This is a genomic window from Mesorhizobium sp. M1342 (assembly GCF_040317955.1).
GTDB lineage: Bacteria > Pseudomonadota > Alphaproteobacteria > Rhizobiales > Rhizobiaceae > Mesorhizobium.
Map to the genome: position 1 here is coordinate 35,695 of NZ_JAMYLI010000031.1, position 25,640 is coordinate 61,334.

Below are 25,640 nucleotides of genomic sequence, written 5' to 3' on the forward strand. Positions count from 1 at the left end.
TGCATGGTTGGCTATTTCAGAGACAACAAGTGCGGATAGCTGACATGACGCTGGACGTAGACGCTGTGAAAACATTCGTCGCCATCGCCGATCTTCAGAGCTTTACGCGGGCGGCCGAGGCTCTTGGCAGCACGCAAGGAGCAATCAGCGTGAAGCTGAAGCGGCTGGAAGAGCGCGTCGGCCAGAAATTGATCGAGCGCACGCCTCGGCTGGTGCGCTTGTCGGCGCAGGGCGCGGTGTTTCTCCAGCCCGCACGCGACTTCCTCGCGGCACACGATCGCGCCATTGCCAGCCTGTCTTCGGTGCGCCGCCGCTTCACACTGGGCATCGCCACCCATGTCGGAGGCGCGGAAGTCCCGACATTGCTGGCGCGGCTCAACGCGCATGACCCGGCGCTCACCATCGAAGTGCGGCTCGATGATTCACACGACCTGCTGGACGCTTTCGATCGCGGTGAGATCGACGCGGCGATCATCCGCCGGGAGGACGACCGGCGCGATGGTGAAGTGCTGGCGCCCGAACATTTCGGCTGGTACGCCGCGCCCGACTTCATCCACCGGGCCGACGAGCCGCTGCGCCTGGCGGCATCCTCGCCATCCTGCGGTATCCGCAACATCACGACCCGCGCGCTCGACGCTGTCGGAATACCGTGGACGGAGGTGTTCCTCGGCTGCGGCTCCTTCGCCGTCGCGGAGGCCGTCTCGGCCGGCCTCGCAGCCTCGGTATTTTCCTGCCGGCTTGCCCCATCCGGCACCATCGAGGTCAGCCGGAAATTCGGGCTTCCGGCGCTGCCGCCTTCCGAGATCGTGCTGCTTTCGACGCTGACGGACGCCAAGTCCCGCGAGGCGCTGAGGACGCTTGCAATGGCCTTTCGCGAGCATCGTCCGCCTGTGGCGGGCAATGCCGGACGGCCCCGGTTCCGCAGTTCCCAGATGGTCGACGGCCTGGCCTAGAGCAATTCTAGGAAAAGTGTGAAGCGGTTTTCCGTCTAGAATTGCGTTAAAACAAAGAATTAGAGCAGAACGCCGTTTCCGTGAAACGGTGAAATGCTCTAGGACACCACCCTCGGACACCAGGGCTGAGACCGGCCGCCCTTGATGCTATTCGGCCGCCGGTGCCAGCGGCCTGACCCTGGCCATCATCGAGCGCAGTACCGCTGGTTTGAGCGGTTTGTTGATCACCGCAATCTCGAGCCCGCCGGCGGCCGTGCGCACCTCGTTGGAGCGGTCGGCTGTGACCAGCACGGCCGGCAGGTTGTCGCCATGGATCGCGCGCAGCCTGACGACGAGTTCGAGACCGGTTTCGCCGTCGAGATGGTAGTCGGCAAGAACGATGTCCGGGCGGTGTATCTTCGCGGTCTCCAGATCCTTTGAACCGGCCACGGTGTCGACGTTGCAACCCCAGCCTTCGAGCAGGAGCCGCATGCCTTCGAGGATGCGGACGTCGTTGTCGATGCACAGCACGTGCAGCCCGGCCAGCGAAGCCGTCGCGCGGGCTGGAGCCCTGGTTTCGATCTCGCGCCGCGGCTCCTGCACGGCTGCGACCGGCAGGATGACGGAGAAGCGCGTGCCTTTGCCTGGGTTGGAAAAGATCCGGATTTCCAGGCGCAAAACCCGGGCGATGCGGTCGACGATGGAAAGTCCGAGACCGAGGCCTTCGGCCTCGCGCGCGCCCTCGTCGAGCCGGGTGAATTCGCGAAAGACGGTGTTCAGCTTGTCGCCGGCGATGCCGATGCCGGTGTCGATCACCTGGATCTCGGCCAGTTCGCCGCGCCGCCTGACGCCAACCAGCACGCGGCCGTGGCGCGTGTATTTGATGGCGTTGGAGACGAGATTCTGGATCAGGCGGCGCAGCAGATTGCGGTCCGTCGTCACTGTCAGCGATGACGGCATGATGGTCAACTCGAGCTTCTTTTCGGCGGCGAGCGGCCGGAAGTCGTTGCCGATCTGGCGCAGCAATCCGTCGAGGTTGAAGGCGGTATCGTCCGGCTTCATTGCGCCGGCATCGAGGCGGGAGATGTCGAGCACGGCGCCGAGAATCGTCTCGACCGATTCCAGTGAGGATTCGATGTTGACGGCCGCCTTGCCGGCAGGCCCCTTGCCGGCCTTCTCGATCAGCGAGGAGCAATAGAGCCGGGCGGCGTTCAGCGGCTGCAGGATGTCGTGGCCGGCGGCGGCGAGGAAGCGCGTCTTGCCGAGATTGGCCTCCTCGGCCAGCATCTGCGCCTGCGCCAGCTCCTCGTTGACCCGGGTCAGTTCGATGGTGCGGGTCTTGACGCGCTGTTCCAGCGATTCATTGGCACGCTTCAGCGCCAGATCCTGTTCCACGCGCCCGGAAATGTCGGCATAGGTGGCGACGATGCCGCCGTCCGGCATCGGGTTGGAGCGCAGTTCCAGGATGCGGCCCGAGGTTTTCAGCTCCATCTGCCATGGGCTGACGAAACTGGTCAGCCGGTTGAGCATGGCCACACGCTGATCGGCGGGGATGTCGCCGCGTTCGGCGAGATGGCGCAGGATGCGGTCGAGCGAGACGCCGACCTGGCCCATCTCGTCGGGCAGGTCGAACAACGCCCGATATTGGCGGTTCCAGCAGATCAGGCGGAAATCGCGATCGAAGACGGTGATGCCCTGTTCCATCTGGTCGAGCGCGATCTGCAACAGGTCGCGGTTGTGCTGCAGCGCCTCGGTGGCGTCGTCGAGCAAGCGGAAGGCATCCCTGGATTCGCGGTCGTGGCGCCGAAACAGCAGCGACAGGATCAGCCGCGCCGAGGAGGAACCGACGGCGCTGGCCAGCAATTGCTCGGAGAAGCGGATGACGTCCATGCTCGCCTGCTCGTTGCCGTGCAGCGAGGCTCCGTTGGTCTTTTCGAACGACTGGAAAGAGCGCTCGGTGCGCTCGACGCCGAGATAGCGCCCGATCGTGTCCTTCAGGTCGTTGACGGTGATGGCGGTGCGGAAGCGGCGCAGGCTTGGCATCGGGCCGGCATCGCGCGGCACGAAGATCGACGCCTGGATGCGTTCCAGCGGCACCGATGCGCGCGACAGCGAGCCGAGCACGAAGAACACCGCGTTGAGCGACAGGCTCCACAGCACGCCGTGGTTCAGCGGTTCGGCGACGGTGCCGAACAATGCCTGCGGCCGCAGCGCCTCGAAGCCGAACAGCCCGTGCACGATGATGCCGGTATCAGGGGCGGCAAGCGATGGAAACAGCAGCGTGTAGCCCCAGACGAGGATGCCGGCGACCATGCCAAGTGCCGCACCCCGGCCATTGGCGCCGCGCCAGATCAGCCCGCCGATCAGCGCCGGCGCGAACTGGGCGATGGCCGCGAACGACATCAGGCCGATCGACGACAGCCGCGCGCTGTCGGTGCTCTCGCGATAATAGAGGAAGGCGATGAACAAGAGGATGAAGATCGCCCCGCGCCGCACATTGAGGATGAGCGTCGACCAGTCCTCGGTCTCGGAGGTCGAGGTCTTGAGCAGGCGGCGCACGAACAATGGAATGACGAGGTCGTTGGAGATCATGATCGACAGCGCCACGCTTTCGACGATCACCATCGCCGTCGCCGCCGACAGGCCGCCGATGAAAGCCGCCATCGCCAGCACATCATGACCGCTGAACAGGGGCAGCGACAGCACGTAGAGATCGCTGCTGGTCCCGGTGCCGACCAGCGAAAGGCCGGCGAAGGCGATCGGCAGTACGAACAGGTTGATCGCCACGAGGTAGAGCGGAAACACCCATGTCGCGGTGCGCAGTTCGGCCTCGCCGCGGTTCTCGACGATGGTGACGTAGAACTGCCGCGGCAGCATGATGATGGCAAAACCGCTGAGGCACGTCAGCACCAGCCAGGTGGCGAGCGAGGTGTTGTAGCTCATCGCCTGTCGGACCTGCGCGTTCTCAGCGAGCTTGTCGAACATGTCGCCCGGGCCGCCGAAGATCAGGAAGGTGACCATCAGGCCGATCGCCAGGAAGGCGGCGAGCTTGACCACGGTTTCGACCGCCACCGCCAGCACCAGCCCATCCTGGTGTTCGGTGGCGTCGGCGTGACGGGTTCCAAACAGCACCGCGAACAGCGCCAGGAGCATGGCGACGACCAGAGAGATGTCGCTGACGAAGGGATCGAACGAAGGCGGCGATCCCGTATAGTGCTCGACCATCAGGCTGACCGAACCGGAGATCGCCTTCAACTGCAGTGCGATATAGGGCACCGCGCCGATGGTGGCGATCAGCGTGGCGATCGCCGCGACGGTGAAACTCTTGCCGTAGCGCGCGCCGAGGAAATCCGCGATCGAGGTGATCTTCTCGGTCTTGGCCAGCCGCACGATGCGGTTGAGCAGCGGGAAGCCGAACACGAAGACGAGCACCGGGCCCGTATAGATGCCGAGGAATTCGAGGCCGCGTTCGGAAGAAAGACCGACCGAGCCGAAGAAAGTCCAGGACGTACAGTAGATCGCGAGGCTAAGCGCGTAGATGAAAGGCCGCCCCCGGCTCGGCTCGGAGATGGCCGAGCGGCGGTCGCCGATGCTGGCGATGGCAAACAGCAGCGTCACATAGGCGATCGCGATGATGACGATGAACAAGCCCTGCACGCTTGGACTTTCCTCCTCTGCCGTCTTTCTATCCGGCTTGCCCGGACGCAATCACAGCTTGGCGTCCGAGTCCATTGCGGCTTTGGAAGCATGATCGCGACCGCGATATTCAGACAGTACAAGCAAGGTGCCGTCAGGTAAGAAGAAAGCGGTTGTTTTCTCCCTTTTATCGATGTTGCAACCGGAGGTTTTTGTTATGTTGCCTCAGGTCGATGCCGCAAGGACGGAAACGGCAGCTTGGCCAGTCACGACAAGGAGGGTCGAATGCTGAAAGAATTCCAGGAATTCATTTCCAAGGGCAATGTGATGGACCTTGCGGTCGGCGTCATCATCGGCGCGGCCTTCGGCAAGATCGTCGATTCCCTTGTCAACGACATCATCATGCCGATCGTCGGTGCGATTTTCGGCGGATTGGACTTCAACAACTATTTCTTCGGATTGTCCTCAGCCGTCAACGCGACCTCGCTGGCCGATGCCAAGAAGCAGGGCGCGGTCTTTGCCTATGGCAGCTTCATCACCGTGGCGCTGAACTTCCTCATTCTCGCGTTCATCATCTTCCTGATGGTCAAGGCGGTGAACAACATGCGCAAGCGGCTTGAGCGCGAGAAGCCCGCTGCTCCGGCCGCTCCGCCGCCCGCCGATGTCGCTCTGCTCACCGAAATTCGCGATCTGCTCGCCAGGCGCTGACCGCGGCTGGCATTTGCTGGACCAAAACCCCGGTCGTTCGCGGCCGGGGTTTTCTGTTTTCGCATCTGGTATGGACCGCTGACGAAAACCGCAGACCAAAACGGACCCGCCAATGACCCTGATCGACAGCTTGCGCCCTGAGGCCCGTGCGACACCCGAAAGCGGCATTGTCGCCGTCGTCAATTACGGCCGCCTGCGCGAAGGCATGATTCCGCTCTGGGCCGGCGAGGGCGACCTGCCGACGCCAGCCTTCATCACCGATGCCGCGTCGAAGGCGATGGCCGGCGGCGAGACATTCTACACCTGGCAAAGGGGCATCCCCGATCTCAGGCAGGCGCTCTCCCGCTACTATGCCAGGCATTTCGGCAAGACCTTCCCGGAGGAAGAATTCATCGTCACCGGCTCCGGCATGCATGCCATCCAGCTGGCGCTCGACGCGCTCGCCGGCGTGGGCGACGAGGTGGTTTATCTGTCGCCGGCCTGGCCGAATTTCGATGCCGCGGCAGCGATAGCGGGAGCCATTCCAGTCGCGGTCACGCTCGATCATTCCGGCAATGGCTGGTCCTGCGACGTCGAGAAGATCGCGGCTTCGATCACGCCGCGCACAAAGGCGCTGTTCATCAACACGCCGTCGAACCCGACCGGCTGGACCGCCGATCATGAGACCTTGCAGGCCATCCTCGATCTGGCGCGCGCGAAAAACCTCTGGATCATCGCCGACGAGATCTATTCGCTTTTCCAATATGGCCACGGCCGCGCGCCGTCCCTCCTCGACATCGCGTCGGCGGAAGACCGCATCCTGTACGTCAACTCCTTCTCCAAGAACTGGGCGATGACCGGCTGGCGCGTCGGCTGGATCAAGACGCATCCGAGCTTGCAGCAGGTGTTCGAGAACCTGATCCAGTATTCGAACTCCGGCGTCGCCCAGTTCATGCAGCGCGGCGCGGCCGCCGCCCTTGATGGGGGCGACGCCTTCGTTGCCGAACAGGTGGAGCGGGCGTGCAAGGCGCGCGACCTTGTCTGCGGCATTCTCGGCGCCACCGGCCGCGCCCGGTTCACGGTGCCGCAGGGCGCGTTCTACCTGTTTTTCACTGTCGACGGCATCACCGATTCACGCACCGCTGCCTTCGACATTGTCGACAAGGCCAATGTCGGCCTGGCGCCAGGCACCGCTTTCGGCCCCGGCGGCGAGGCGTTTTTGCGGTTGTGTTTCCACCGCCGCCTCGACCAGATCGAGGAAGCGGCGCACCGGCTGGCAAATTGGATGAAGGCTATTTGAGCCGCCGACGAAGCGCGGATTGAAAATCGCTCCGGCGAGCCAGATAGCCGCCGGAGCAGAGTTTCAAACGGCTTCAGCCGCCCGACTTGGGCACCAGCAGGGGAATGATGCGGTCGCTCTTGGCCACCGAAGGCCGCCCGGCGGAGCCATAGGGGATGCCGAGCGCATCCCAGGTCTCGACCAGCGCATCCTGCAATTCGGCAATCAGCGCATCGGAATGGAACGGCGTCGGCGTGATGCGCAGCCGCTCGGTGCCGCGCGGCACGGTCGGGTAGTTGATCGGCTGGATGTAGATGCCGTGCACGCCGAGCAGGCGGTCGCTGGCCATCTTGCAGGCCTCGGGATCGCCGACCAGGACCGGCACGATATGGGTCGGCGAGTCCATCACCGGCAGGCCGGCGGCCGACAGGATCTGCTTGGTTCGGCTCGCCTGCTGCTGCTGGGCGTCGCGCTCGGCCTGCGAGCGCTTGAGATGACGGATCGACGCGGTCGCGGCAGCCGCGATCGCCGGCGGCAGTGCCGTGGTGAAAATGAAGCCCGGCGCATAGGAACGCACGGCGTCGATCACGGCGCTGGTGCCGGTGATGTAGCCGCCCAGCGTGCCGAATGCCTTGGCCAGCGTGCCTTCGATGATGTCGATGCGGTCGGCCAGGCCTTCGCGCTCGGTGATGCCGCCGCCGCGCGGCCCGTACATGCCGACGGCATGGACCTCGTCGATATAGGTCATGGCGTTGTAGCGCTCGGCGAGTTCGACGATCTCTCTGATCGGCGCGATGTCGCCATCCATCGAATAGACGCTTTCGAAGACGATCAGCTTGGCGCGTTCGCGCCCCGCCGCCTGCAAAAGGCTTTCCAGATGCGCCACGTCGTTGTGGCGGAAGATCTTCTTCTCGGCGCCGGAACGCCGCACGCCTTCGATCATCGAGGCGTGGTTCAATTCGTCCGAGATGATCAGGCAGTTGGGCAAAAGCTTCGCGATGGTCGAGATCGAGGCTTCGTTGGAGACGAAACCGGAGGTGAAGACCAGTGCCGCTTCCTTGTCGTGCAGATCGGCAAGCTCCACCTCGAGTTCGACCAGCGGGTTCGAGGTGCCGGAAATGTTGCGGGTGCCGCCGGCGCCCGAACCCATTTTGCCTGCCGTATTCTGGAACGCGGCGATGACGTCGGGATGCTGGCCCATGCCAAGATAGTCGTTGGAGCACCAGACGGTGATTTCCTCGGCGCGGCCATTGGAACGCCAGATGGCGCGCGGGAACTTGCCCGCGATGCGCTCCAGGTCGGCGAAAACGCGGTAGCGACGCTCGGCATGGAGCTGGTCGATCGCTTCCTCGAAGAACCGCTGATAGTTCATGTCGACTTCCCAATTTTGCGCGGGATCATAATCATTGGCCTGTTGGTCGTCCACCTGGCCTTTTTGGTCAAAATGCCACGCCCCGGACCTGTTCCTAACGACCACGGATCGTGGCCTATTCCCTTGATGTGGATCAACTTTGTTTCAGGACGATGCCACTGGCCGGCAATGCCGGTTACCACGGGTTCCAATGGTCATGCGGCGGGCTTTCCAGTAGAGCGGGGGTTGAGACAGTTTCCGATAAATCTTGGATAAGCGAGGACGCGGATGACGGTTTTGGTTACAGGCGGCGCCGGTTACATCGGCAGCCATATGGTCTGGGAGCTGCTGGATGCCGGCGAAAGCGTGGTCGTTCTCGACCGTCTTTCCACCGGTTTCGAATGGGCGGTGGCGCCCGAGGCCAAGCTGGTCGTCGGCGATGTCGCCGACCGGGAATTGGTCGGCTCGGTCATCAGGGAGAACAAGGTCGACGCGATCATTCATTTCGCCGGCTCGATCGTGGTTCCGGAATCGGTTGCCGACCCGCTCAGCTACTATGAGAACAACACCTCGAAGACGCGCACGCTGATCGAAACCGCGGTGCGCGAAGGCGTGCCCAATTTCATCTTTTCATCGACCGCCGCCGTCTATGGCGGAGCCGGACTGGAGCCGGTGCGCGAGGATGCCCGCCTGTCGCCGGAATCGCCCTATGGCCTGTCCAAGCTGATGAGTGAGTGGATGCTGCGCGACGCGTCGATCGCGCATGGCCTGCGCTATACCGCGCTGCGCTACTTCAACGTCGCCGGCGCCGACCCGAAGGGCCGCACCGGCCAGTCGACGCCGGGCGCCACCCATCTGATCAAGGTTGCCTGCGAGACGGCACTCGGCAAGCGGCCGTTCATGCAGGTGTTCGGCACCGATTATCCGACGCCGGACGGCACCTGCATGCGCGACTACATCCATGTCAGCGACCTGGCGGCGGCGCATCGCCTGGCCTTGCAGCGGCTGCGTGCCGGGGGCACCAGCCTCGTCGCCAATTGCGGCTACAGCCATGGCTATTCGGTGCTCGAGGTCATCGACAGCGTGCGCCGCGCCTTTGGTCATGATTTCGAGGTGAAGATGGGCGACCGTCGCCCTGGCGATGCCGCGGCGGTGGTTGCCAATTCGGATCTCGCCCGCGCCGAGCTCGGCTGGACCCCGCAACGCGACAATCTCGACCAGATCGTCGCCGACGCGCTCGCCTGGGAGCGCATCCTGACCGGCAAGAACTCCGCGCGCGGCTGAACCGGGTTCTCCCAAGGGCTCGCAAGGCGGGCAGCGAAGCGCTATTGAAGGCATTCGCGGCAAGGCGCGGAGGCGCCGCGCCGCGAGGAGCTCTTGGGGGATGGCATGAAAATAACGGTGCTCGGGGCCGGTGTCGTCGGTACGGCGGCCGCCTATTATCTGGCCAGCGACGGCCATGAGGTGACAGTGATCGAGCGCCATCCGGCGGCGGCACAAGGCACCAGCCAGTCCAATGCCGGCCTGGTGTCACCGGGTGACGCCACCGCCTGGGCCTCGCCGGCGGCTTTGAAGACCTTCCTGCGCGGGCTCTACAACCATGATCTCGGCATCAAGGTCAGGCTGCGCCTCGATCCCTATTTCCTCGCCTGGAGCCTGCGTTTCCTGCGCCAGTGCACGGTGGCGCGCCTGCGCGCCAACACCGACATCAAGCTCAGGCTCGCGCTCTATTCGCGCGACTGCATCAATGCGCTTTCGGAAGCCACCGGCATCCACTACGACGAGCGCAAGAAGGGCATTCTCTATTTCTTCCGCTCGCAAAAGAGCCTCGACACCGGTACCGACAATTACCGTTATCTTGCCAAGCACGGTCTGCCGATCGAAATCGTCGGCCGCGACCGGCTGGTCGAGCTGGAACCAGGCCTTGCCGGCGTCAAGGACAAGATTGCCGGTGGCGTCTATTCGCCAACCGACCAGACCGGAGATTCCAAGCAGTTTGTCGACAGGCTGGCCGCCTATGCTGCCGAGAAACTCGGCGTCAAATTCCTGTTCGGCACGACAGTCGAAGGCCTCGACATCGAGGGCGATCATGTGCGCGCGGTGTTGACGTCGGCCGGCCCGGTCGCCGGCGATGCCGTGGTCATCTCGATGGGACCGGAGAGCGGCCTGCTCGGGCGCCGCTATGGCATCGACCTGCCTGTCTATCCGGTAAAAGGCTATACCGCGACGATTCCCTTGGAGGACGAAAGCAAGGGACCGACCATGGGCGGAGCCGACGAGGACCGGCTGATCGGCTATTCCAGGCTGGGCAACCGCTTGCGGATGTCCTCGACGGCTGAATTCACCGGCTTCGACCGAACTTTCAAGCCCGCCGATTTCAAGACGATCATCAGCACCGGCAAGGATCTTTTCCCGGGTGCCTTCGACGAGAAGAAGGCTGTGTTCTGGGCGGGCCTGCGGCCGATGATGCCCAACTCGGTGCCGGTCATCGGCCAGGCGCGCTACAAGAACCTCTATCTCGACACCGGCCACGGCCATGTCGGCTGGACCATGGCCTGCGGCTCCGGCAAATTCCTTGCCGATCTCGTTGCCGGCCGCAAGCCGGAGATCGACCCGCAAGGGCTGGTTTACGGAGGCTAGAAATGTCGGGGCCGCAAGTCGCTATCGACCTTGGCCGCATCGAGCGCAATGCGCGCACCATCGTCGAGCGCTGCGCGCTCTCGGGCATCAAGGTGTTCGGCGTCACCAAGGGCGCCTGCGGCATGCCGCAAGTGGCGCGCGCCATGCTGCGCGGCGGTGTCGCCGGCATCGCCGAATCGCGCTTCGAGAACATCCGCCGGCTGCGCGACAGCGGCATCAACGCGCCGATCATGCTGTTGCGCAGCCCGCCGATGGCGCGGGTCGAGGAGGTGGTACGCACCGTCGACATCAGCCTGCAGTCGGAACTCGCCACCATCCGCGAGATTTCGCGCATCGCCGAGCGCATGGGCCGCGTCCACGACATCATGCTGATGATCGATCTCGGCGATCTGCGCGAAGGCATCTGGCCGAACGACCTGATCCCGACGGTCGAGCAGATACTGCAGTTCAAGGGCGTTCGCATTGCCGGCATCGGCACCAATCTCGGCTGTTTCGGCGCCATCATGCCGACGCCGGAAAATCTCGGCCAACTCGTCGCCCATGCCTACAAGACCGAGCGCCTGTCCGGCAGAAGCCTCGACGTGATCTCCGGCGGTGCCTCGTCGTCGCTGCCGCTGCTGCTCGAAGGCAGACTGCCGGCCGGCATCAACAATCTGCGGGTCGGCGAGGCGATCCTGCAGGGCGGCGTCGAGACCTTCCGCGACACGCCGTGGGCGGAGCTCGAACCCGATGCCTGCCGGCTGACAAGCGACATCATCGAGGTCAAGCTCAAGCCGTCACGGCCGATCGGCCAATCGGGCTACGACGCCTTCGGCAACCAGCCGGTCTTCCCCGACGAGGGCGACAGGCTGCGCGCCATCGCCAATATCGGCCGCGAGGACGTGCTGGTCGAGGGGCTGACGCCGATCGCCAGGGGGATACGGGTGCTCGGCGCCTCCAGCGATCATCTGCTGCTCGACGTCGCCGATGCCGATCCAAGGCCCTCCGTCGGCGACCGCGTCGCCTTCCGCATGAGCTATGGCGCCATGCTTTTGGCAATGACTTCGGAATATGTCGAGAAGGCCCCGATGCATGACGTCGAGGATTTTTCCGGTCGCAAGATGGTGCAGATCACGGCCGGGCAGGGAGCTGCCGGCATCCTGGCCCGGGAAGGCACCGGCGCGCGGCTGGAAGCGATGAACTTCGACGTGGTGGAACTCGCCGATGTCGAGAGGCCGCCATCGGGGCTGGTCCGGCTCATCGCAGGCGCAGACCGGCGCATCGCCCACAAGGCGCTGACCGCGACGGCGCGCGCGACACATTCTTTCGGCCTGATCTGGATCGATTCGATCGCCGCCCTGATGCCCGAGGACGAGGACGGCATCGACCTGCCGGAAGGCTCGGTGCTGGCGCGTACTCTCGGCCTCGACCATAAGGCGGGCGCGTTGCAGCCGCAGCTGTCGCCGGAAAATGTCGTCATCGTCGGCCTGCGTCACGCCGACCCGGCCGAAGCGCGGGTGCTGAAGGATTCGCGCGTGTCGGCCTTCACCATGACCGATATCGACGCCATGGGCATGCGCGACCTGATGCATGAGGCGATCCGCATCGCCACCTCAGGCACGCAAGGCTTTCACGTCAGCTATTCGCCGACCGCAACCGAATTCGCCGGCTGGGCAGCAGGCTCCGGCGGGCTGACCGTGCGCGAGACGCATCAGGCGATGGAGGCGATCGCGCTCTCCGGTGGCTTGCTGTCGATGGATGTTTCGGGCCTGACGGCGGATCTGGAGCCGCGGATCGGCACCGACGCGGTCAACTTCGTCATGTCTGCCTTCGGCAAACGGATTCTCTGATCAGCCCTGCGCTTCCACTGCCGCGCGCCATGCGCTGGCATAGTCGACCCAGGCCGGGTCTACAGGCGGTTCTATTCTTTCGCCCTTGCCGTGCGTCGCCGGCTGACCGGATGCCAGCAGCGCCGCGCCAATGCTGGTGCCGGTGGCGGCCTCGGACGCAACCACGGCGCGCGCCGTGGCTGCCGCCAGCATGCCGACAAAGAGCCGGTTACGGGCAAAGGGGCCTTCGACCGTGGTCGGACCGTCCGCGCCGATCAGGTCGAGGCAGGTCGCCGTCATCAACGCCAGATAGAACGAGATGGCGGCAAAGCGCTGGCCGCTGTTCATGCCGTCAGCGTTGAGCCATGCCGCGGTCTGATGCGGGAACGGCCCAGACCCTTGCTGGGTCGACGGCAGCAGCAGCATCTTTCGCGCCAGCACGGCGCCGACATCATTCTCGGTCCACTGCTCCGGCTGGTCCTTGGTCAGCACGGAAAACTCGCGGCCGCCCATGAAGCGCGCAGAGGGAACGGGATTGCCGAGTGCGTTGACATTGACCAGCGTGTCGCGCGCGGCATCCAGCGCAATCTGTTTGCCGCCGACCGCCATCGACACCACCCAGGTGCCGGTCGAGACCACGGAGAAAGGTGGTTTGTCGGACAGCAGATGCGGCAGCAGCGAGGCGTTGGAATCATGCAGGCCGCAGAACACCGGCGTTTGCGCACCGAGTCCGGTTCGCACCGCAACGATGGGCAGGATAGGGCCGAGACGATCCCTGGCTGGCCGCACCGGCGCCATCAGGCTCCGCCACTCCAAGCCGTCGACCAACGATGAAAAATCCGCCGTCCACGGGTTCCACAGATCGGTGTGGCAGCCGAGCGAGGTGACCTCGTTGGCGGCGATGCCGGTCAGGCGAAGCGCCCAGTATTGCGGGTACATCAGCATCGCGGCGGCCCTGGCGAATTCGGCCGGGAAGTTTTTCTGCTGCCAGAAGAATTGCGCACCGAGATTGAGGCCGAGCGGCAGGCGCGGCGTGCCGGTCTCGGCGAAAGGCGGGCGGATCGCGTCATAATCCGCTGCCAGCCTGTCGGGGCCATCGAACTCATAGTCGAGGACCGGCAGCACCAGTTCACCCGCCGCGTCGACCAGCACGCCCGTCGCGCCGTGGGTGGTGATCGAAATGGCGTCGATGCGCTGTTCGTGGTTGAGGCCGGCAAGGCTTTCGAGGATGAATGCCCACAAGGCCTCGACATCGTGGTGCGGGTAGGGCGCCTGTCGCACCGGCGCATTGGACGTGCGGCGCAGCGCCACCTCGCTCAACGTCGCGAGGTCGACCAGCGCCACCTTGGCGTTGGTCTTGCCGATGTCGATGACGGCGATGTGGCGCATCGCACTCATGCCATGTGGAACATTGTTTCCAGCGGCACGGCCACCGGCTCGTTGTCCGGTCTGGTTTCCATGATGTCGGCCATTTCAGCCCACCAGCGCTGCATCACCGGATATCCGGGCAATTCGCCCATGCCGTGGTCGTCTCGCCGCCACAGCACACCGAACAGGATATTGGTCTCCTCGTCGAGATGGATGGAATAATCGGAGACGCCGGCCTGCTTCAGCAGCGCGACCAGTGACGGCCAGATCTCGTCATGGCGCTTCTTGTACTCGGCCTTCATGCCCGGCTTGAGCTTCATTTTGAACGCGTATTTCTGCGGCATCAGCGCCCTCCGCGGAGCCGCCGCCAAACGATCGGCAAGGCGATGACGATGATCAGCAGCAGGCCGATGAAGATCGACATGACGATGCCGGGCACATTGAGCAGGCCGAGCCCGAAGGTCACCAGCCCCATGATGAAGGCGGCCAGCACGACGCCAACAATACTGCCGGCGCCGCCGAGGATGCTGACGCCGCCGAGCACCACCATGGTGATGACTTCCAGCTCGTAGCCCTGCGCGATCGAGGGCCGCGTCGAGCCGAGGCGCGAGGTGATCAGCACTGAGGCGATGCCCGACATCAGCCCGGTCAGGCAAAACAGGATGAACTTGGTGCGGCCGACGCGCACGCCGGAAAATTGCGCAGCGACCGGATTGTTGCCGATGGCAAAGACGCGGCGGCCGAAACTCGTGCGGTGCAGCAGGAACCAGTAAACGACGGCCGCGATGAGGAAGAGCACCAGTTCGAACGACACCACCCACCAGACATAGCCCTGGCCGAAGAAGGCGAAGTTGGAGGGATAGCCCTTGTAGGCCTGGTCGCCGAGGATGATGAAGGCGATGCCGCGAAACAGGCTCATCGTGCCGATGGTGACGACGATGGAGGGCAGGCCGAGCCTTGTCACCAGCAGACCGTTGAAGGCGCCGCAGCCGAGCCCGACGACGATGCCGATCGCCACCAGCACCGGCGTGCCGGCGCCGGCCTGCACCGCCATGCCCATCATCGTCGACGCCAGCGCAATAATGGCGGCCACCGACAGGTCGATCTCGCCCGAGATGATCAGCAGCGCCATGGCGAAGGCGATCAGGCCTTTCTCGGTGAAATTGAAGGTCAGATCGGACAGCGAATAAGGGTCGAGGAAATAGGGCGAGGCGAAGCTGTTGATGGCGAAGATGGCGACGGCCACCACGACTAGCAGCGCTTCCCAGGAAAAGATCGCCGAACGAAGCGGCTTGTCGAGCCGGTCGGGAATGTGGCGCGGAGCAGGGATGTCGGTCACGCCTCCACCTTTCTGAGGATGATGCGGCCTTGCCGGCGTTCGCCGCGCGCATTGAGCACGACGGCCAGGATGATGGCGCTGCCCGAAATCGCCATCTGCCAGAAGGGCGAGATGTTGATGACCGGCAAGGCGTTGGAGATGATGCCGAGGAACAGTGCGCCGAGCACCGCGCCGCCGACCGAGCCGATGCCGCCGGCGATCGAGATGCCGCCGATGACGCAGGCGGCGATGATGTTGAGCTCATAGCCGTTGGCGACCTCGACCGACGCGATCACATAGCGCGAGATCCAGAGATAGCCTGACAGGCCGCCGATCATGCCGGAGATGCAGAAGACGATGAACTTCGTCCGGCCGACATCGATGCCGGCATAGACCGAAGCCGTCGGGTTGACGCCGATGGCATAGATCGAGCGGCCGAGCGCGGTGCGTGTCATCAAGATAAAGAACAGCGCGATGACCAGGATGGCGATCCAGGACAGCACCGGAATGCCGAGAAAGGCCGCGCGCTGAAAGCCGATGAAATCCGGGCTCATCTTGTCGGCATTGACCCAGGCGCCGCCGGACAGGACGAAGGTGGCGCCGCGATAGATGGTCAGCGTGCCCAATGTCACCACGATCGAAGGGATGTTCAGCCGCCAGACCAAAAGGCCGTTGATGACGCCGAGCACCAGACCGACGGCCAGCGCAATGACGATCAGCAGCGGGATCGGGATCGCCGGATGCGCGGCGTTCAGCATCGCCACCACCATGCCGGTGAAGCAGAGGTTGGACGCCATCGACAGATCGATCGACCGGGTCAGGATGACCACCATCTGGCCGAGCGCCAGGATCATCAGGATCGAGGTGTCGTTGAACACCTGACGCAGATTGCCGGGGTCGGCAAAGGCCGGGAAACGCGTCGAAATCAGGCCGATCAGCACGACGATGGCCGCCAACAGCCAGATTTCACGGTATTTGAGGAAAGCCTTCATGCCGCGATCCCCGCTGCCGTCCGAACCAGCGTCTCGGCGTCCAACCCCTTGTTGTCGTAGACCGCCGCGACGAGCCCCTCGCGCATGACCACGACGCGGTCGGACATGCCGAGGATTTCGGGCAGCTCGGAGGACACCATGATCACCGACAGGCCTTGCGCCACCAACTCGGCCATGAAGCCGTGCACGGCGGCCTTCGAGCCGATGTCGATGCCCTTGGTCGGCTCGTCCAGGATGATCACCTTGGGCGACGTCGCCAGCCATTTGGCGATGACGATCTTCTGCTGGTTGCCGCCCGACAGCGTGCCGACGTCCTGGCTTAGCGAGGAGGCCCTGAGGTCGAGCCGCTCAGTGTAGGAGCGGGCCAGATCGAACTCTTCCGCCAGCCGCAGCAGGCCGGACTTCGACGTGCGCTTGAGCGAAGGCAGCGAGACGTTCTGGAAGATCGGCAGGCCGATCACCACGCCTTGCTTGCCGCGTTCCTCCGGCACGTAGACGATGCCGGCATCGATCGAATCCGCCGCCGATTTCGGCGCGAGCGTCTTGCCTTCCAGCGTGATCGTGCCGGCTGATGTGCGGGTGATGCCCGATATCGCCTGCATTACCTCGCTGCGGCCGGCGCCGACCAGGCCGTAGAAGCCGAGGATCTCGCCCTTGTGCAGTTCGAAGCCGATGTCGTTGAATTCGGTCGGATGCGACAGGCCGGAAACGGAGAGCACCGGCGCGCCGATCTCGGCCTTGCGCTGCGGGAAGATGTGATCGACCGCGCGGCCAACCATCAGGCGCACGATCTGGCTCTGGCCGGCATCCTTGATCAGGCCTTCGCCGACCATCTCGCCATCGCGGAACACCGTGTAGCGGTCGGCGATACGGTAGATCTCGTCGAACTTGTGGCTGATGAACAGGATTGCCTTGCCGTCGCTCTTGAGGAACTCGATCAGCAAAAAGAGCTCCTCGATCTCCTTCATCGAAAGTGCGGCGGTCGGCTCGTCCATGATGACGATCTGCGCGTCGATCGACATGGCGCGCGCGACGGCGACCAGATGCTTGTTGGCGATGCCGAGGTCCTTCAGGCGCGCGTCGGCGTCGATGTGGCCGGCATGCATGGTATCGAGCACTTCGCGCGCGTTCTTGCGCATCGTGCGCCAGTCGATGGTGCGCAAACGCGTGCGCGGCGCGTGGCCGAGAAAGATGTTTTCGGCCACGCTTAGATCGTCGAACAGCACGGTTTCCTGGTGGATGGCGGTGACGCCATGGCCGAAGGCGGCATGCGCGCTCGGCAGGGTGACGGCCTGGCTGTCGATGCTGATCGTACCCTCATCGGGCTGGTAGATGCCGGTCATGATCTTGACCAGCGTCGACTTGCCGGCGCCGTTTTCGCCGATCAGCGCCGTCACCTGCCCGGGGTAGAGAGACAGGCTGACATTGTGCAGCGCGCGCACGCCGGGAAAGCTCTTGGAGATGCCGGACAGCGTCAGGCGTGGAGCCGCCTCCCCCTTCTGGGGAGGGTCGCGAACGACTGGAGCGGGGTGGGGGTTGTCTAGCATATCAAGGTCCTGGTGCGTGGAGATGTCGCCACCCCACCCCGTCTCGCCGGTTTTGCTTCGCAAGACCGCCTCGCCGACCCTCCCCACAGGGGGGAGGGTGCAAGCGCTCCAGATCAATAGATCTTGGAGAACTTCTCGATGTTCGACTTGTCGAACTGGAAGGGCGGAGCCATCGCAGCCGAGTTGGTGTCGTCGAGCGTGACCTTGCCGACACGGCCGATCGACAGCGTGGCGCCGGGCTTGGCCTCTTCCTTCTTCACTGCCAGATCATGGGCGAGGTAGACGGCCGAGTAGCCGAGGTCGATCGGGTTCCACAGCGCAACCGCCTGGCTGGAACCGTTGTCGATGAACTTCTTGAACTCGGACGGCAATGCGAGACCGGTGACATTGACCTTGCCGATCAAGTTCTCATCGGTGACGACCTGGGCGGCGGCAACGACGCCGACGGTGGTCGGCGCTATGATCGCCTTGAGGTTCGGATAGGACTTCAACAGGCCCTTGGCCTCATCAGTGCTCTTGGCCGAATCGTCATCGCCATAGACGGTGGCGACAAGTTTGATCTTGGGGAACTTCTCCGGCAGGATTTTCTTGGCCGCATCGATCCAGGCGTTCTGGTTGGTCGCGGTCGAGGAGGCCGACAGGATGGCGACTTCGCCGCCTTCCGGCAGGTAATCGGCGGCAAGCTTGATGATGGTCTCGCCGATCAGGCCGGTGTCGGACGGGTTGAGGTGAAGCTGGCGGCCTTCCTTGGCGACGCCCGAATCCCAGGAGATGACGGTGATGCCGCGTTCCATGGCCTTCTTCAGCACCGGTACCAGCGCGTCGGCGTCATTGGCCGAAATGGCGATGGCGTTGACCTTCTGCGCGATCAGCGAATTGACCACTTCGATCTGCGCTTCGGCGGTCGCCTTGGTCGGGCCGGTGTAGATGATGTCGACATCGCCGAGTTCCTTGGCCGCCTCTTCGGCGCCCTTGTTGGCGGCATCGAAGAAGCCGTTGCCGAGCGACTTCACCACCAACGCGATCTTGACGTTCTCGGCATAGGCGGCATTCACGAACATGGCGGCTGAGAATGCAGCCGTCACCATCAATTTCTTCAAGAAGCTCATCGAATTTCCTCCCTTGAGCGTTGCATTCCATCGCCGCTGCGAGCGCGAGTTGGCCTCAGGCCTGCAGTGAAGATTCTTCCTTGTTGGTTGCGGATGTGCGGGCGACGATCAGCGTCACGCCGGCGGTTTCCAGCATCTTGGCTTCGCGATCCTCGATGCCGTCATCGGTGATGACGGTGGCGATGCGCGACAGGCCGCACAGGATCAGGCTGGAGCGTTTGCGGAATTTTGAGGAATCGACCAGCACCACCAACTCGTCGGCCTGGTCGATCAGCTTCTGCTCCGCCTGGATCAAAAGCGGATCGCCTTCCATCAGGCCAAGCGGCCCCAGCCCCTGCGCGCCCATGAACATGCGGCGCGCATAGAAATTGCGCGTCACGTCATTGTCGAAGGGAGACAGGATGATGTTCTGCTCGCGATAGATGGTGCCGCCCGACAGCATCACCGTGTTCTTGGAGTGCTTGAGCAGGTGCTCGGCGATCGGGAACGAATTGGTGAAGATCGGCATGCGGCGGCCGGTCAGGAAATGCACCATCTGGAAGGTGGTGGTGCCGCCATTGATGATGATCGGTTCGCCGTCCTTGCACAGCTCGACCGCTTCACGCGCAATCGCCCGCTTCTGCGAGGCGTTGATGGTTTCGTTGACGGAAAAGGGCCGGCCGGCCAGCCCGATGAACTGCGGCGGCGAGATTGCCTCGGCGCCGCCGCGGACGCGGCGCAGGCGCTTCTGGACGTGGAGAGCCGCGATATCGCGCCGGATCGTCGCCTCGGAGGACTCCGTCAGGTCGACCATCTCTTGCACCGTCACAACAGGCTTTTCCTGGACGGCGGACAGAATGATCCTGTGGCGCTCTTTTTCGTGCATGGTTCCTCCCTGCCAGAGCATCTAGGCACCCAAAACGCGCAGTGTCAATCATTTCCGATCATATAATTTCATTGTGCAGTGCAATATGATCGATCTTGATCGTTTGTGATTGACAAGCCGGCTGCTTCCGTGGAAATTCGAACCAAATGGCCGCGCCTTTTGCGTGCCTTCGGGAGGATTTCTTATGCTCGACAAGCGCACCGGCGCGCGCCTCGCCAATCTGTGGGATGAGGCCAAGGCTCACGCGATGAGCGGGCCGGAACTTCTGGTCTACCGCTCGAACACACTTGGCTCGGACAAGCGCGTCACCAACTATGGCGGCGGCAACACGTCCTCGAAGATATGGCAGAAAGACCCACTCACCGGCGAGAACGCCGAAGTGCTTTGGGTCAAGGGCTCGGGCGGCGACAGCGCCTCGATCAAGCTGGACGGCTTTGCCACGCTCTACATGGACAAGCTGCGCGCGCTCAAAGGCCTCTATCGCGGCGTCGAGCACGAAGATGAAATGGTCGGCTTCCTGCCCCACTGCACCTTCAACCTCAATCCGCGCGCGGCCTCTATCGACACGCCGTTGCATGCCTACGTGCCGAAGCCTTTTGTCGACCACATGCATCCCGATGCCATCATCGCCATTGCCGCCGCCAAGGATTCGAAGGCGCTGACGAAAGAAATCTTCGGCGACGCCATCGGCTGGCTGCCGTGGAAGCGTCCCGGGTTCGAGCTTGGTCTTTGGCTGGAGAAATTCTGCCTCGAACACCCCGATGCCAAGGGCGTCATCCTCGAAAGCCACGGCCTGTTCACATGGGGCGACACTCCCCGGGAATGCTACGAGACGACGATCTCGGTGATCAACCAGGCGATCGAATGGTTCGAGCGCCGCTCCGAGGGTGTCGCTATCTTCGGCGGTGAGGAGGTCAAGGCACTCGACGCCACCGAGCGCCGTGCCATCGCGGCCAAACTGATGCCGAGGATTCGCGGCCTGATCTCGGAAAAGAGCCACAAAACAGGCCATTTCGATGATTCCGCCGCCGTGCTCGAATTTGTGAATTCCAGGGATCTGCGCCCGCTGGCGGCACTCGGCACGTCGTGCCCCGACCATTTCCTGCGCACCAAGATCCGCCCCCTGGTCATCGAATTCGATCCGGCCAAGCCCGATGTCGATGCGGTGATTGCGCGGCTTGCCGACGACATCGCAGCCTATCGCGTCGGCTACCAGGCCTATTACGAGGGCTGCAAGCATCCGGATTCGCCCGCCATCCGCGATCCCAATGCCGTGGTCTACCTGATGCCCGGCGTCGGCATGTTCACCTTCGCCGGCGACAAGGCGACGGCGCGCATTTCGGGCGAATTCTATGTCAACGCCATCAACGTCATGCGCGGCGCCTCCACCGTCTCGTCCTATGTCGGGCTGCCCGCACAGGAAGCCTTCGACATCGAATACTGGTTGCTCGAGGACCTGAAGCTGCAGCGCATGCCGAAGCCGAAGTCGCTTGCCGGCCAGATCGCGCTGGTCACCGGCGGCGCCGGCGGCATCGGCCGCGCCACGGCCAACCGCCTGCTGCGCGAAGGCGCCTGCGTCGTGCTGGCCGACATCGACGAGACAGCGCTGGCCGGCGCCAATGACGAACTGGCGAAAGTCTACGGCAAGGATTTCGTCCGCCCGGTGTTGATCAACGTCACCTCGGAGGATCAGGTCATTTCGGGCTTTGCCGAGACGGCGGTCGAGTTCGGCGGCATCGACATTCTGGTGTCGAACGCAGGGCTGGCCTCCTCGGCGCCGATCGAGGAGACGACGCTGGCGCTGTGGAACAAGAACATGGACATATTGTCGACCGGTTATTTCCTGGTCTCGCGGGAAGCGTTCCGGCTGTTCCGCGCGCAGAAGATTGGCGGCAACGTCGTCTTCGTCGCCTCCAAGAACGGCCTTGCCGCATCGCCCAACGCTGCCGCCTATTGCACCGCCAAGGCCGCCGAGATCCATCTCGCCCGCTGTCTGGCGCTGGAGGGCGCGGAGGCGCAGATCAGGGTCAATGTCGTCAACCCGGACGCGGTGCTTCGCGGCTCGAAGATCTGGACCGGCGAGTGGAAGGAACAGCGCGCCGCCGCCTACAAGATGTCGACCGACGATCTGGAGGAGCACTACCGCTCGCGTTCGATGCTGAAGCGCTCGGTCTTCCCGGAAGACATCGCAGAGGCGATCTATTTCCTGGCGTCCGACATGTCGGCCAAGTCGACCGGCAACATCATCAATGTCGACGCGGGCAACGCCCAGTCGTTCACGCGCTGAGCGGAGGAGGACGATGGAACAGATCATCGCCGCCGATACCGTCGACAAGGACAATGCCGCGCGGAAGGCCGACCTCGAACGCGACTACGCCTCGCTCGGCGAACGCCTCGACCGTCGCGGCATCGCCATCGACGCCATCCGCGACAAGGTCGAGAAATTCGCGGTGGCGATCCCGTCCTGGGGTGTCGGCACCGGCGGCACGCGCTTTGCCCGCTTTCCCGGCGCCGGCGAGCCGCGCGACATCTTCGACAAGATCGAGGATTGCGCCGTCATCCAGCAATTGACGCAGGCGACGCCGACCGTCTCCCTGCACATTCCGTGGGACAAGGCCGACCCGAACCGGCTGAAACAGGCCGCCTCGCGCTTTGGCCTCGGCTTCGACGCCATGAACTCCAACACCTTTTCCGATGCCAGGGACCAGAAACTCTCCTACAAATTCGGCTCGCTCTCGCATGCCGATGCCGGGACGCGCCGGCAAGCGGTCGAGCACAATCTCGAATGCATCGAGATCGGCGAGACGCTTGGCTCCAAGGCGCTGACGGTGTGGATCGGCGACGGCTCGAACTTCCCGGGCCAGGTCAATTTCGCCAAGGCGTTCGAGCGCTATCTCGACGCCATGAAAGAGGTTTACGCCGGGCTGCCCGCCGGCTGGAAGCTGTTTTCCGAGCACAAGATGTACGAGCCGGCCTTCTATTCCACCGTCGTGCAGGACTGGGGCACCAACTACATCATCGCCAGGGAATTGGGCGACAAGGCGTTCTGTCTCGTCGACCTTGGCCACCATGCCCCCAACGTCAACATCGAGATGATCGTCTCGCGGCTGATCCAGTTCAAGAAGCTCGGCGGCTTCCACTTCAACGATTCGAAGTATGGCGACGATGATCTCGATGCCGGTTCGATCGACCCCTACCGGCTGTTCCTCGTCTTCAACGAACTGGTCGATGCCGAACTGTCCGGCGCCGAGGGTTTCGACCCGGCCCACATGCTCGACCAGAGCCACAACGTCACCGATCCGATCGAAAGCCTGATGCTGTCGGCGGTCGAGGTGCAGCGCGCCTATGCGCAGGCGCTGCTCGTCGACCGCAAGGCGCTGGAAGGTTTTCAGGACTTGAACGACGCGCTGATGGCGACGCAGACGCTGAAAGCCGCCTACCGCACCGATGTCGAGCCGATCCTCGCCATGGCGCGGCTGAAGACGGGTGGCGCCATTGATCCGGTCGCGGCGTATCGTGCGGCGGGCTACCGGGCGAAAGTCGCGGCGAAGCGCCCGGCGGTTGCGGGCGGTTCAGGCGGGATTGTGTAGGCCTTTAGTTCGATTTTCCGTCGATTGGACAGAGAGGGCGGCACTTGAGCACCCCCCTCTGTCCTGCTGGACATCTCCCCCGCAAGGGGGGAGATTGGCCGCTTCATCGACAGCGCTCTTCCTGCAACGTCGGAGATTGGCGAAAGCAGAGACAACAACCGATCTCCCCCCTTGCGGGGGAGATGTCCGGCAGGACAGAGGGGGGTGTGAAGGATCGCCACCCGTTACTATTGGCTAGACTAACCCACCCCAAGAGGCTCTTCTAGGCGCACCCCTCACGCTCCCGGAGGCACGCCATGCCGCTCACCCGCAGAACACTGATCGCCGCCAGTCTTTGCATCACCTTCGCCCTGGCGCCGTTGACGAGCGCCTTTGCCGCTTCCCCGCAACCGGCCAAGGGCGAGCACGGCATGGTGGTGACGGCCCAGCATCTGGCGTCCGAAGTCGGCATCGAGGTCTTGAAGAAGGGCGGCAATGCTGTCGATGCGGCGGTTGCCGTCGGCTATGCGCTCGCGGTCGTCTACCCCAATGCCGGCAATATCGGCGGCGGCGGCTTCATGACCATCCGCTTCAAGGACGGCAGATCGACCTTCCTCGATTTCCGCGAGCGGGCGCCGCTGGCGGCGACAAAAACCATGTATCTCGACAAGGACGGCAACCCGGTGAAGGGGGCCAGTCTCGACGGCTATCTTGCGGTCGGCGTGCCGGGTTCGGTGGCCGGTCTGGAGATGGCCCGCCAAAAATACGGCAAACTGTCCCGGCAGGATCTGATGGCGCCGGCAATCGGCTATGCCAAGGACGGCTTCATCCTCAACCAGGGCGACGCCGCCTCGTTTGCCGGCAGTGCCGACAGGCTGGCGAAGGACCCCGCGGCCGCCGCCATATTCCTGAAACCCGACGGCAAGCCCTATGGCATCGGCGAGCGGCTGGTCCAGCCCGACCTCGCGGCGTCGCTCGCCGCCATTTCCGAAAAGGGTACGGATGCCTTTTACAAAGGCGCCATCGCCGATGCCATCGTCAAGGCGAGCGGCGCCAAAGGCGGCATTCTCGCCAAACCGGATTTCGAGCAATATGCGGTGCGCGAACTCAAGCCCGTGACCTGCACCTATCGCGGCTACGAGATCACCTCCTCGCCGCCGCCCAGCTCCGGCGGCGTCATCATCTGCGAAATCCTCAACGTTCTGGAGGGCTATCCCTTATCCTACCTCGGTGCCGGTTCTGCCGAGACGATCCACGTCATGATCGAGGCGATGCGCTACGCCTATGTCGACCGCAATTCCGCGCTCGGCGATCCCGATTTCGTCGACAATCCGGTCTCGAAATTGCTTGATAAGGCCTATGCCAAGGATATCCGCGACAAGATCGACCCGTTCCGGGCCGGCGTGTCGCAGGAACTGATGCCGAAGGGCTTTGGCGAGAGCAAGGAGACGACGCATTATTCGATCATCGACGATGACGGCAACGCGGTCGCGGTCACCTACACGCTGAACGGGTCCTTCGGCGCCGGCGTCGTTGCCGACGGCACCGGCATCCTGCTCAACAACGAGATGGACGATTTCACCCAGAAGCCCGGCGTGCCCAACCTCTATGGCCTGGTCCAGGGCGAGGCCAACGCCATCCAGTCGAAGAAGACGCCGCTGTCGTCGATGAGCCCGACCGTGGTGGCCAAGGACGGCAAGCCGTTCATGGTCATCGGCAGCCCGGGTGGTTCGCGCATCATCACCATCACGCTGGAAGCGATCGTCAATGTCATCGACCACGGCATGAACATCCAGGAGGCGATCGACGCGCCTCGCATCCACCATCAATGGCTGCCCGACAAGGTTTATGTCGAGCCGTTCGGCCTGTCGCCGGACACAGAAAAGCTGCTGGCCGGCATGGGATATCACCTCGATCTCGCTGACCAGACCTGGGGGCAGGCGGCCGGCATCCTGGTCGGCGGCAAGAGCCTGGCGGAAATCGAGAAGGGCGGCGGCGCGCGCTACAACGGCGCCATCGACAGCCGCGCGGCCTCTGGCGAGGCGCTCGGATACTGACAGCTCGGAGGAAAAGCTTGGTGCCGCGCGGCGATTCGGGTTGATCGCCCGCTGCTCAAGTGGATCGGCTCACACCGATTTGACCGTCACAAGACCAGCGTGAGGGTGGACGCAACCAGCATCAAGGCGGCAATGCCGACGAACAGCGCATAGATACGCGGCCGGTCGAGCAGCAGCGCGTTTCCGGATATCCAGGCGGACGTGGCGCCGCCAAGCGCGAAGAGGAAGCCGTTGCGGTGCCCGAAGACCATCGATGCGGCCATCAGCCCGCCAATGATCAGCGCACCGAACACGATGATCACGGCAACGGCATATCTCTCGAAATCATTGCCGCTACCCATGCTCGGGCCGATTGCGTTCAACGTCGGCAGGTCGTCCGGATCGAAGGGGTTCGTCGACCCGTATTCGTCTTGACCGGCAGGCTCTCGCATCATTCGTTCTCCGTATAGCGGCAACAAATCATCAAGCCTTGCCGAGTGCAA

The 25,640-nt window shown here is 63.7% G+C and carries 19 protein-coding genes; 9 read left to right on the plus strand and 10 right to left on the minus strand.

Translation table 11 applies throughout. From position 1 onward, the window contains the following. Positions 1–44: 44 nt before the first annotated feature. Positions 45–953, plus strand: a complete 909-nt coding sequence (locus NKH06_RS26530) for a LysR family transcriptional regulator (RefSeq protein ID WP_023813895.1) — start codon at positions 45–47, stop codon at positions 951–953. A gap of 147 nt (positions 954–1,100) precedes the next feature. Here the strand turns inward: NKH06_RS26530 and NKH06_RS26535 are convergent, their stop codons facing one another. Next, entirely contained in the window at positions 1,101–4,589 is a 3,489-nt protein-coding gene (locus NKH06_RS26535) for a PAS domain-containing hybrid sensor histidine kinase/response regulator (RefSeq protein WP_352894642.1), read from the minus strand. Positions 4,590–4,853: 264 nt separating this feature from the next. Between NKH06_RS26535 and mscL the strand changes: the two genes are divergently transcribed. Further along, positions 4,854–5,276, plus strand: a complete 423-nt coding sequence (gene mscL, locus NKH06_RS26540; protein WP_027038576.1) for a large conductance mechanosensitive channel protein MscL — start codon at positions 4,854–4,856, stop codon at positions 5,274–5,276. A 112-nt stretch (positions 5,277–5,388) separates the two neighbouring features. Then, positions 5,389–6,555: a pyridoxal phosphate-dependent aminotransferase gene (locus NKH06_RS26545; protein WP_352894644.1), complete on the plus strand. Its 1,167-nt coding sequence runs from the start codon at positions 5,389–5,391 to the stop codon at positions 6,553–6,555. Between the two features lie 73 nt (positions 6,556–6,628). Here NKH06_RS26545 and hemA read toward each other — a convergent pair whose 3' ends face one another. Then, entirely contained in the window at positions 6,629–7,906 is a 1,278-nt protein-coding gene (gene hemA, locus NKH06_RS26550) for a 5-aminolevulinate synthase (RefSeq protein ID WP_023813899.1), read from the minus strand. A 267-nt stretch (positions 7,907–8,173) separates the two neighbouring features. Here hemA and galE point away from each other — a divergent pair, with 267 nt between their 5' ends. From galE to NKH06_RS26565, 3 genes are all read left to right on the plus strand, one after another. Next, a complete protein-coding gene (galE, locus tag NKH06_RS26555) occupies positions 8,174–9,169 on the plus strand; it encodes a UDP-glucose 4-epimerase GalE (RefSeq protein ID WP_128305248.1) in 996 nt (331 codons plus the stop codon). A gap of 105 nt (positions 9,170–9,274) precedes the next feature. Further along, a complete protein-coding gene (locus tag NKH06_RS26560; RefSeq protein ID WP_352441463.1) occupies positions 9,275–10,525 on the plus strand; it encodes a D-amino acid dehydrogenase in 1,251 nt (416 codons plus the stop codon). A 2-nt stretch (positions 10,526–10,527) separates the two neighbouring features. Then, positions 10,528–12,354, plus strand: coding sequence for an alanine racemase (locus NKH06_RS26565; protein ID WP_352894647.1), 1,827 nt, complete (start codon positions 10,528–10,530; stop codon positions 12,352–12,354). On the opposite strand, the gene NKH06_RS26570 is transcribed toward NKH06_RS26565, so the two are convergent. The 7 genes from NKH06_RS26570 to NKH06_RS26600 all read right to left on the minus strand — a co-directional run bounded on the left by NKH06_RS26570 (position 12,355) and on the right by NKH06_RS26600 (position 19,532). After that, complete coding sequence (locus NKH06_RS26570) at positions 12,355–13,731, minus strand: FGGY-family carbohydrate kinase (RefSeq protein WP_352894649.1); 1,377 nt, start codon at positions 13,729–13,731, stop codon at positions 12,355–12,357. Continuing rightward, a complete protein-coding gene (gene rhaM / locus NKH06_RS26575; RefSeq protein ID WP_352441460.1) occupies positions 13,728–14,045 on the minus strand; it encodes an L-rhamnose mutarotase in 318 nt (105 codons plus the stop codon). Before rhaM ends, NKH06_RS26570 begins: the two co-directional genes overlap by 4 nt. After that, on the minus strand, positions 14,045–15,040 hold the full coding sequence (locus NKH06_RS26580; protein WP_352441459.1) for an ABC transporter permease: 996 nt from the start codon (positions 15,038–15,040) through the stop codon (positions 14,045–14,047). The genes rhaM and NKH06_RS26580 overlap by 1 nt, the downstream gene beginning before the upstream one ends. Then, positions 15,037–16,011: an ABC transporter permease gene (locus tag NKH06_RS26585; RefSeq protein ID WP_352441458.1), complete on the minus strand. Its 975-nt coding sequence runs from the start codon at positions 16,009–16,011 to the stop codon at positions 15,037–15,039. The genes NKH06_RS26580 and NKH06_RS26585 overlap by 4 nt, the downstream gene beginning before the upstream one ends. After that, a complete protein-coding gene (locus NKH06_RS26590; RefSeq protein ID WP_352894651.1) occupies positions 16,008–17,558 on the minus strand; it encodes a sugar ABC transporter ATP-binding protein in 1,551 nt (516 codons plus the stop codon). Before NKH06_RS26590 ends, NKH06_RS26585 begins: the two co-directional genes overlap by 4 nt. Positions 17,559–17,671: 113 nt before the next feature. Then, the gene (gene rhaS / locus NKH06_RS26595; RefSeq protein ID WP_023813908.1) at positions 17,672–18,667 is read right to left on the minus strand and encodes a rhamnose ABC transporter substrate-binding protein; all 996 of its coding nucleotides are present in this window, start codon (positions 18,665–18,667) and stop codon (positions 17,672–17,674) included. 55 nt (positions 18,668–18,722) lie between these two features. Further along, entirely contained in the window at positions 18,723–19,532 is an 810-nt protein-coding gene (locus NKH06_RS26600; protein ID WP_023813909.1) for a DeoR/GlpR family DNA-binding transcription regulator, read from the minus strand. Positions 19,533–19,716: 184 nt separating this feature from the next. On the opposite strand from NKH06_RS26600, the gene NKH06_RS26605 reads away from it, so the two are divergent. From NKH06_RS26605 to ggt, 3 genes are all read left to right on the plus strand, one after another. Then, positions 19,717–21,819 carry a bifunctional rhamnulose-1-phosphate aldolase/short-chain dehydrogenase gene (locus NKH06_RS26605; protein WP_352441456.1) on the plus strand — a complete coding sequence of 701 codons (2,103 nt, stop codon included), beginning with the start codon at positions 19,717–19,719 and terminating at the stop codon, positions 21,817–21,819. A 13-nt stretch (positions 21,820–21,832) separates the two neighbouring features. Next, positions 21,833–23,122 carry an L-rhamnose catabolism isomerase gene (rhaI, locus tag NKH06_RS26610; RefSeq protein ID WP_352441455.1) on the plus strand — a complete coding sequence of 430 codons (1,290 nt, stop codon included), beginning with the start codon at positions 21,833–21,835 and terminating at the stop codon, positions 23,120–23,122. Positions 23,123–23,418: 296 nt separating this feature from the next. Beyond that, positions 23,419–25,158, plus strand: a complete 1,740-nt coding sequence (gene ggt, locus NKH06_RS26615) for a gamma-glutamyltransferase (protein WP_352441454.1) — start codon at positions 23,419–23,421, stop codon at positions 25,156–25,158. 86 nt (positions 25,159–25,244) lie between these two features. Here ggt and NKH06_RS26620 read toward each other — a convergent pair whose 3' ends face one another. Beyond that, positions 25,245–25,592 carry a hypothetical protein gene (locus NKH06_RS26620; RefSeq protein WP_032808338.1) on the minus strand — a complete coding sequence of 116 codons (348 nt, stop codon included), beginning with the start codon at positions 25,590–25,592 and terminating at the stop codon, positions 25,245–25,247. Between the last annotated feature and the right edge of the window lie 48 nt (positions 25,593–25,640).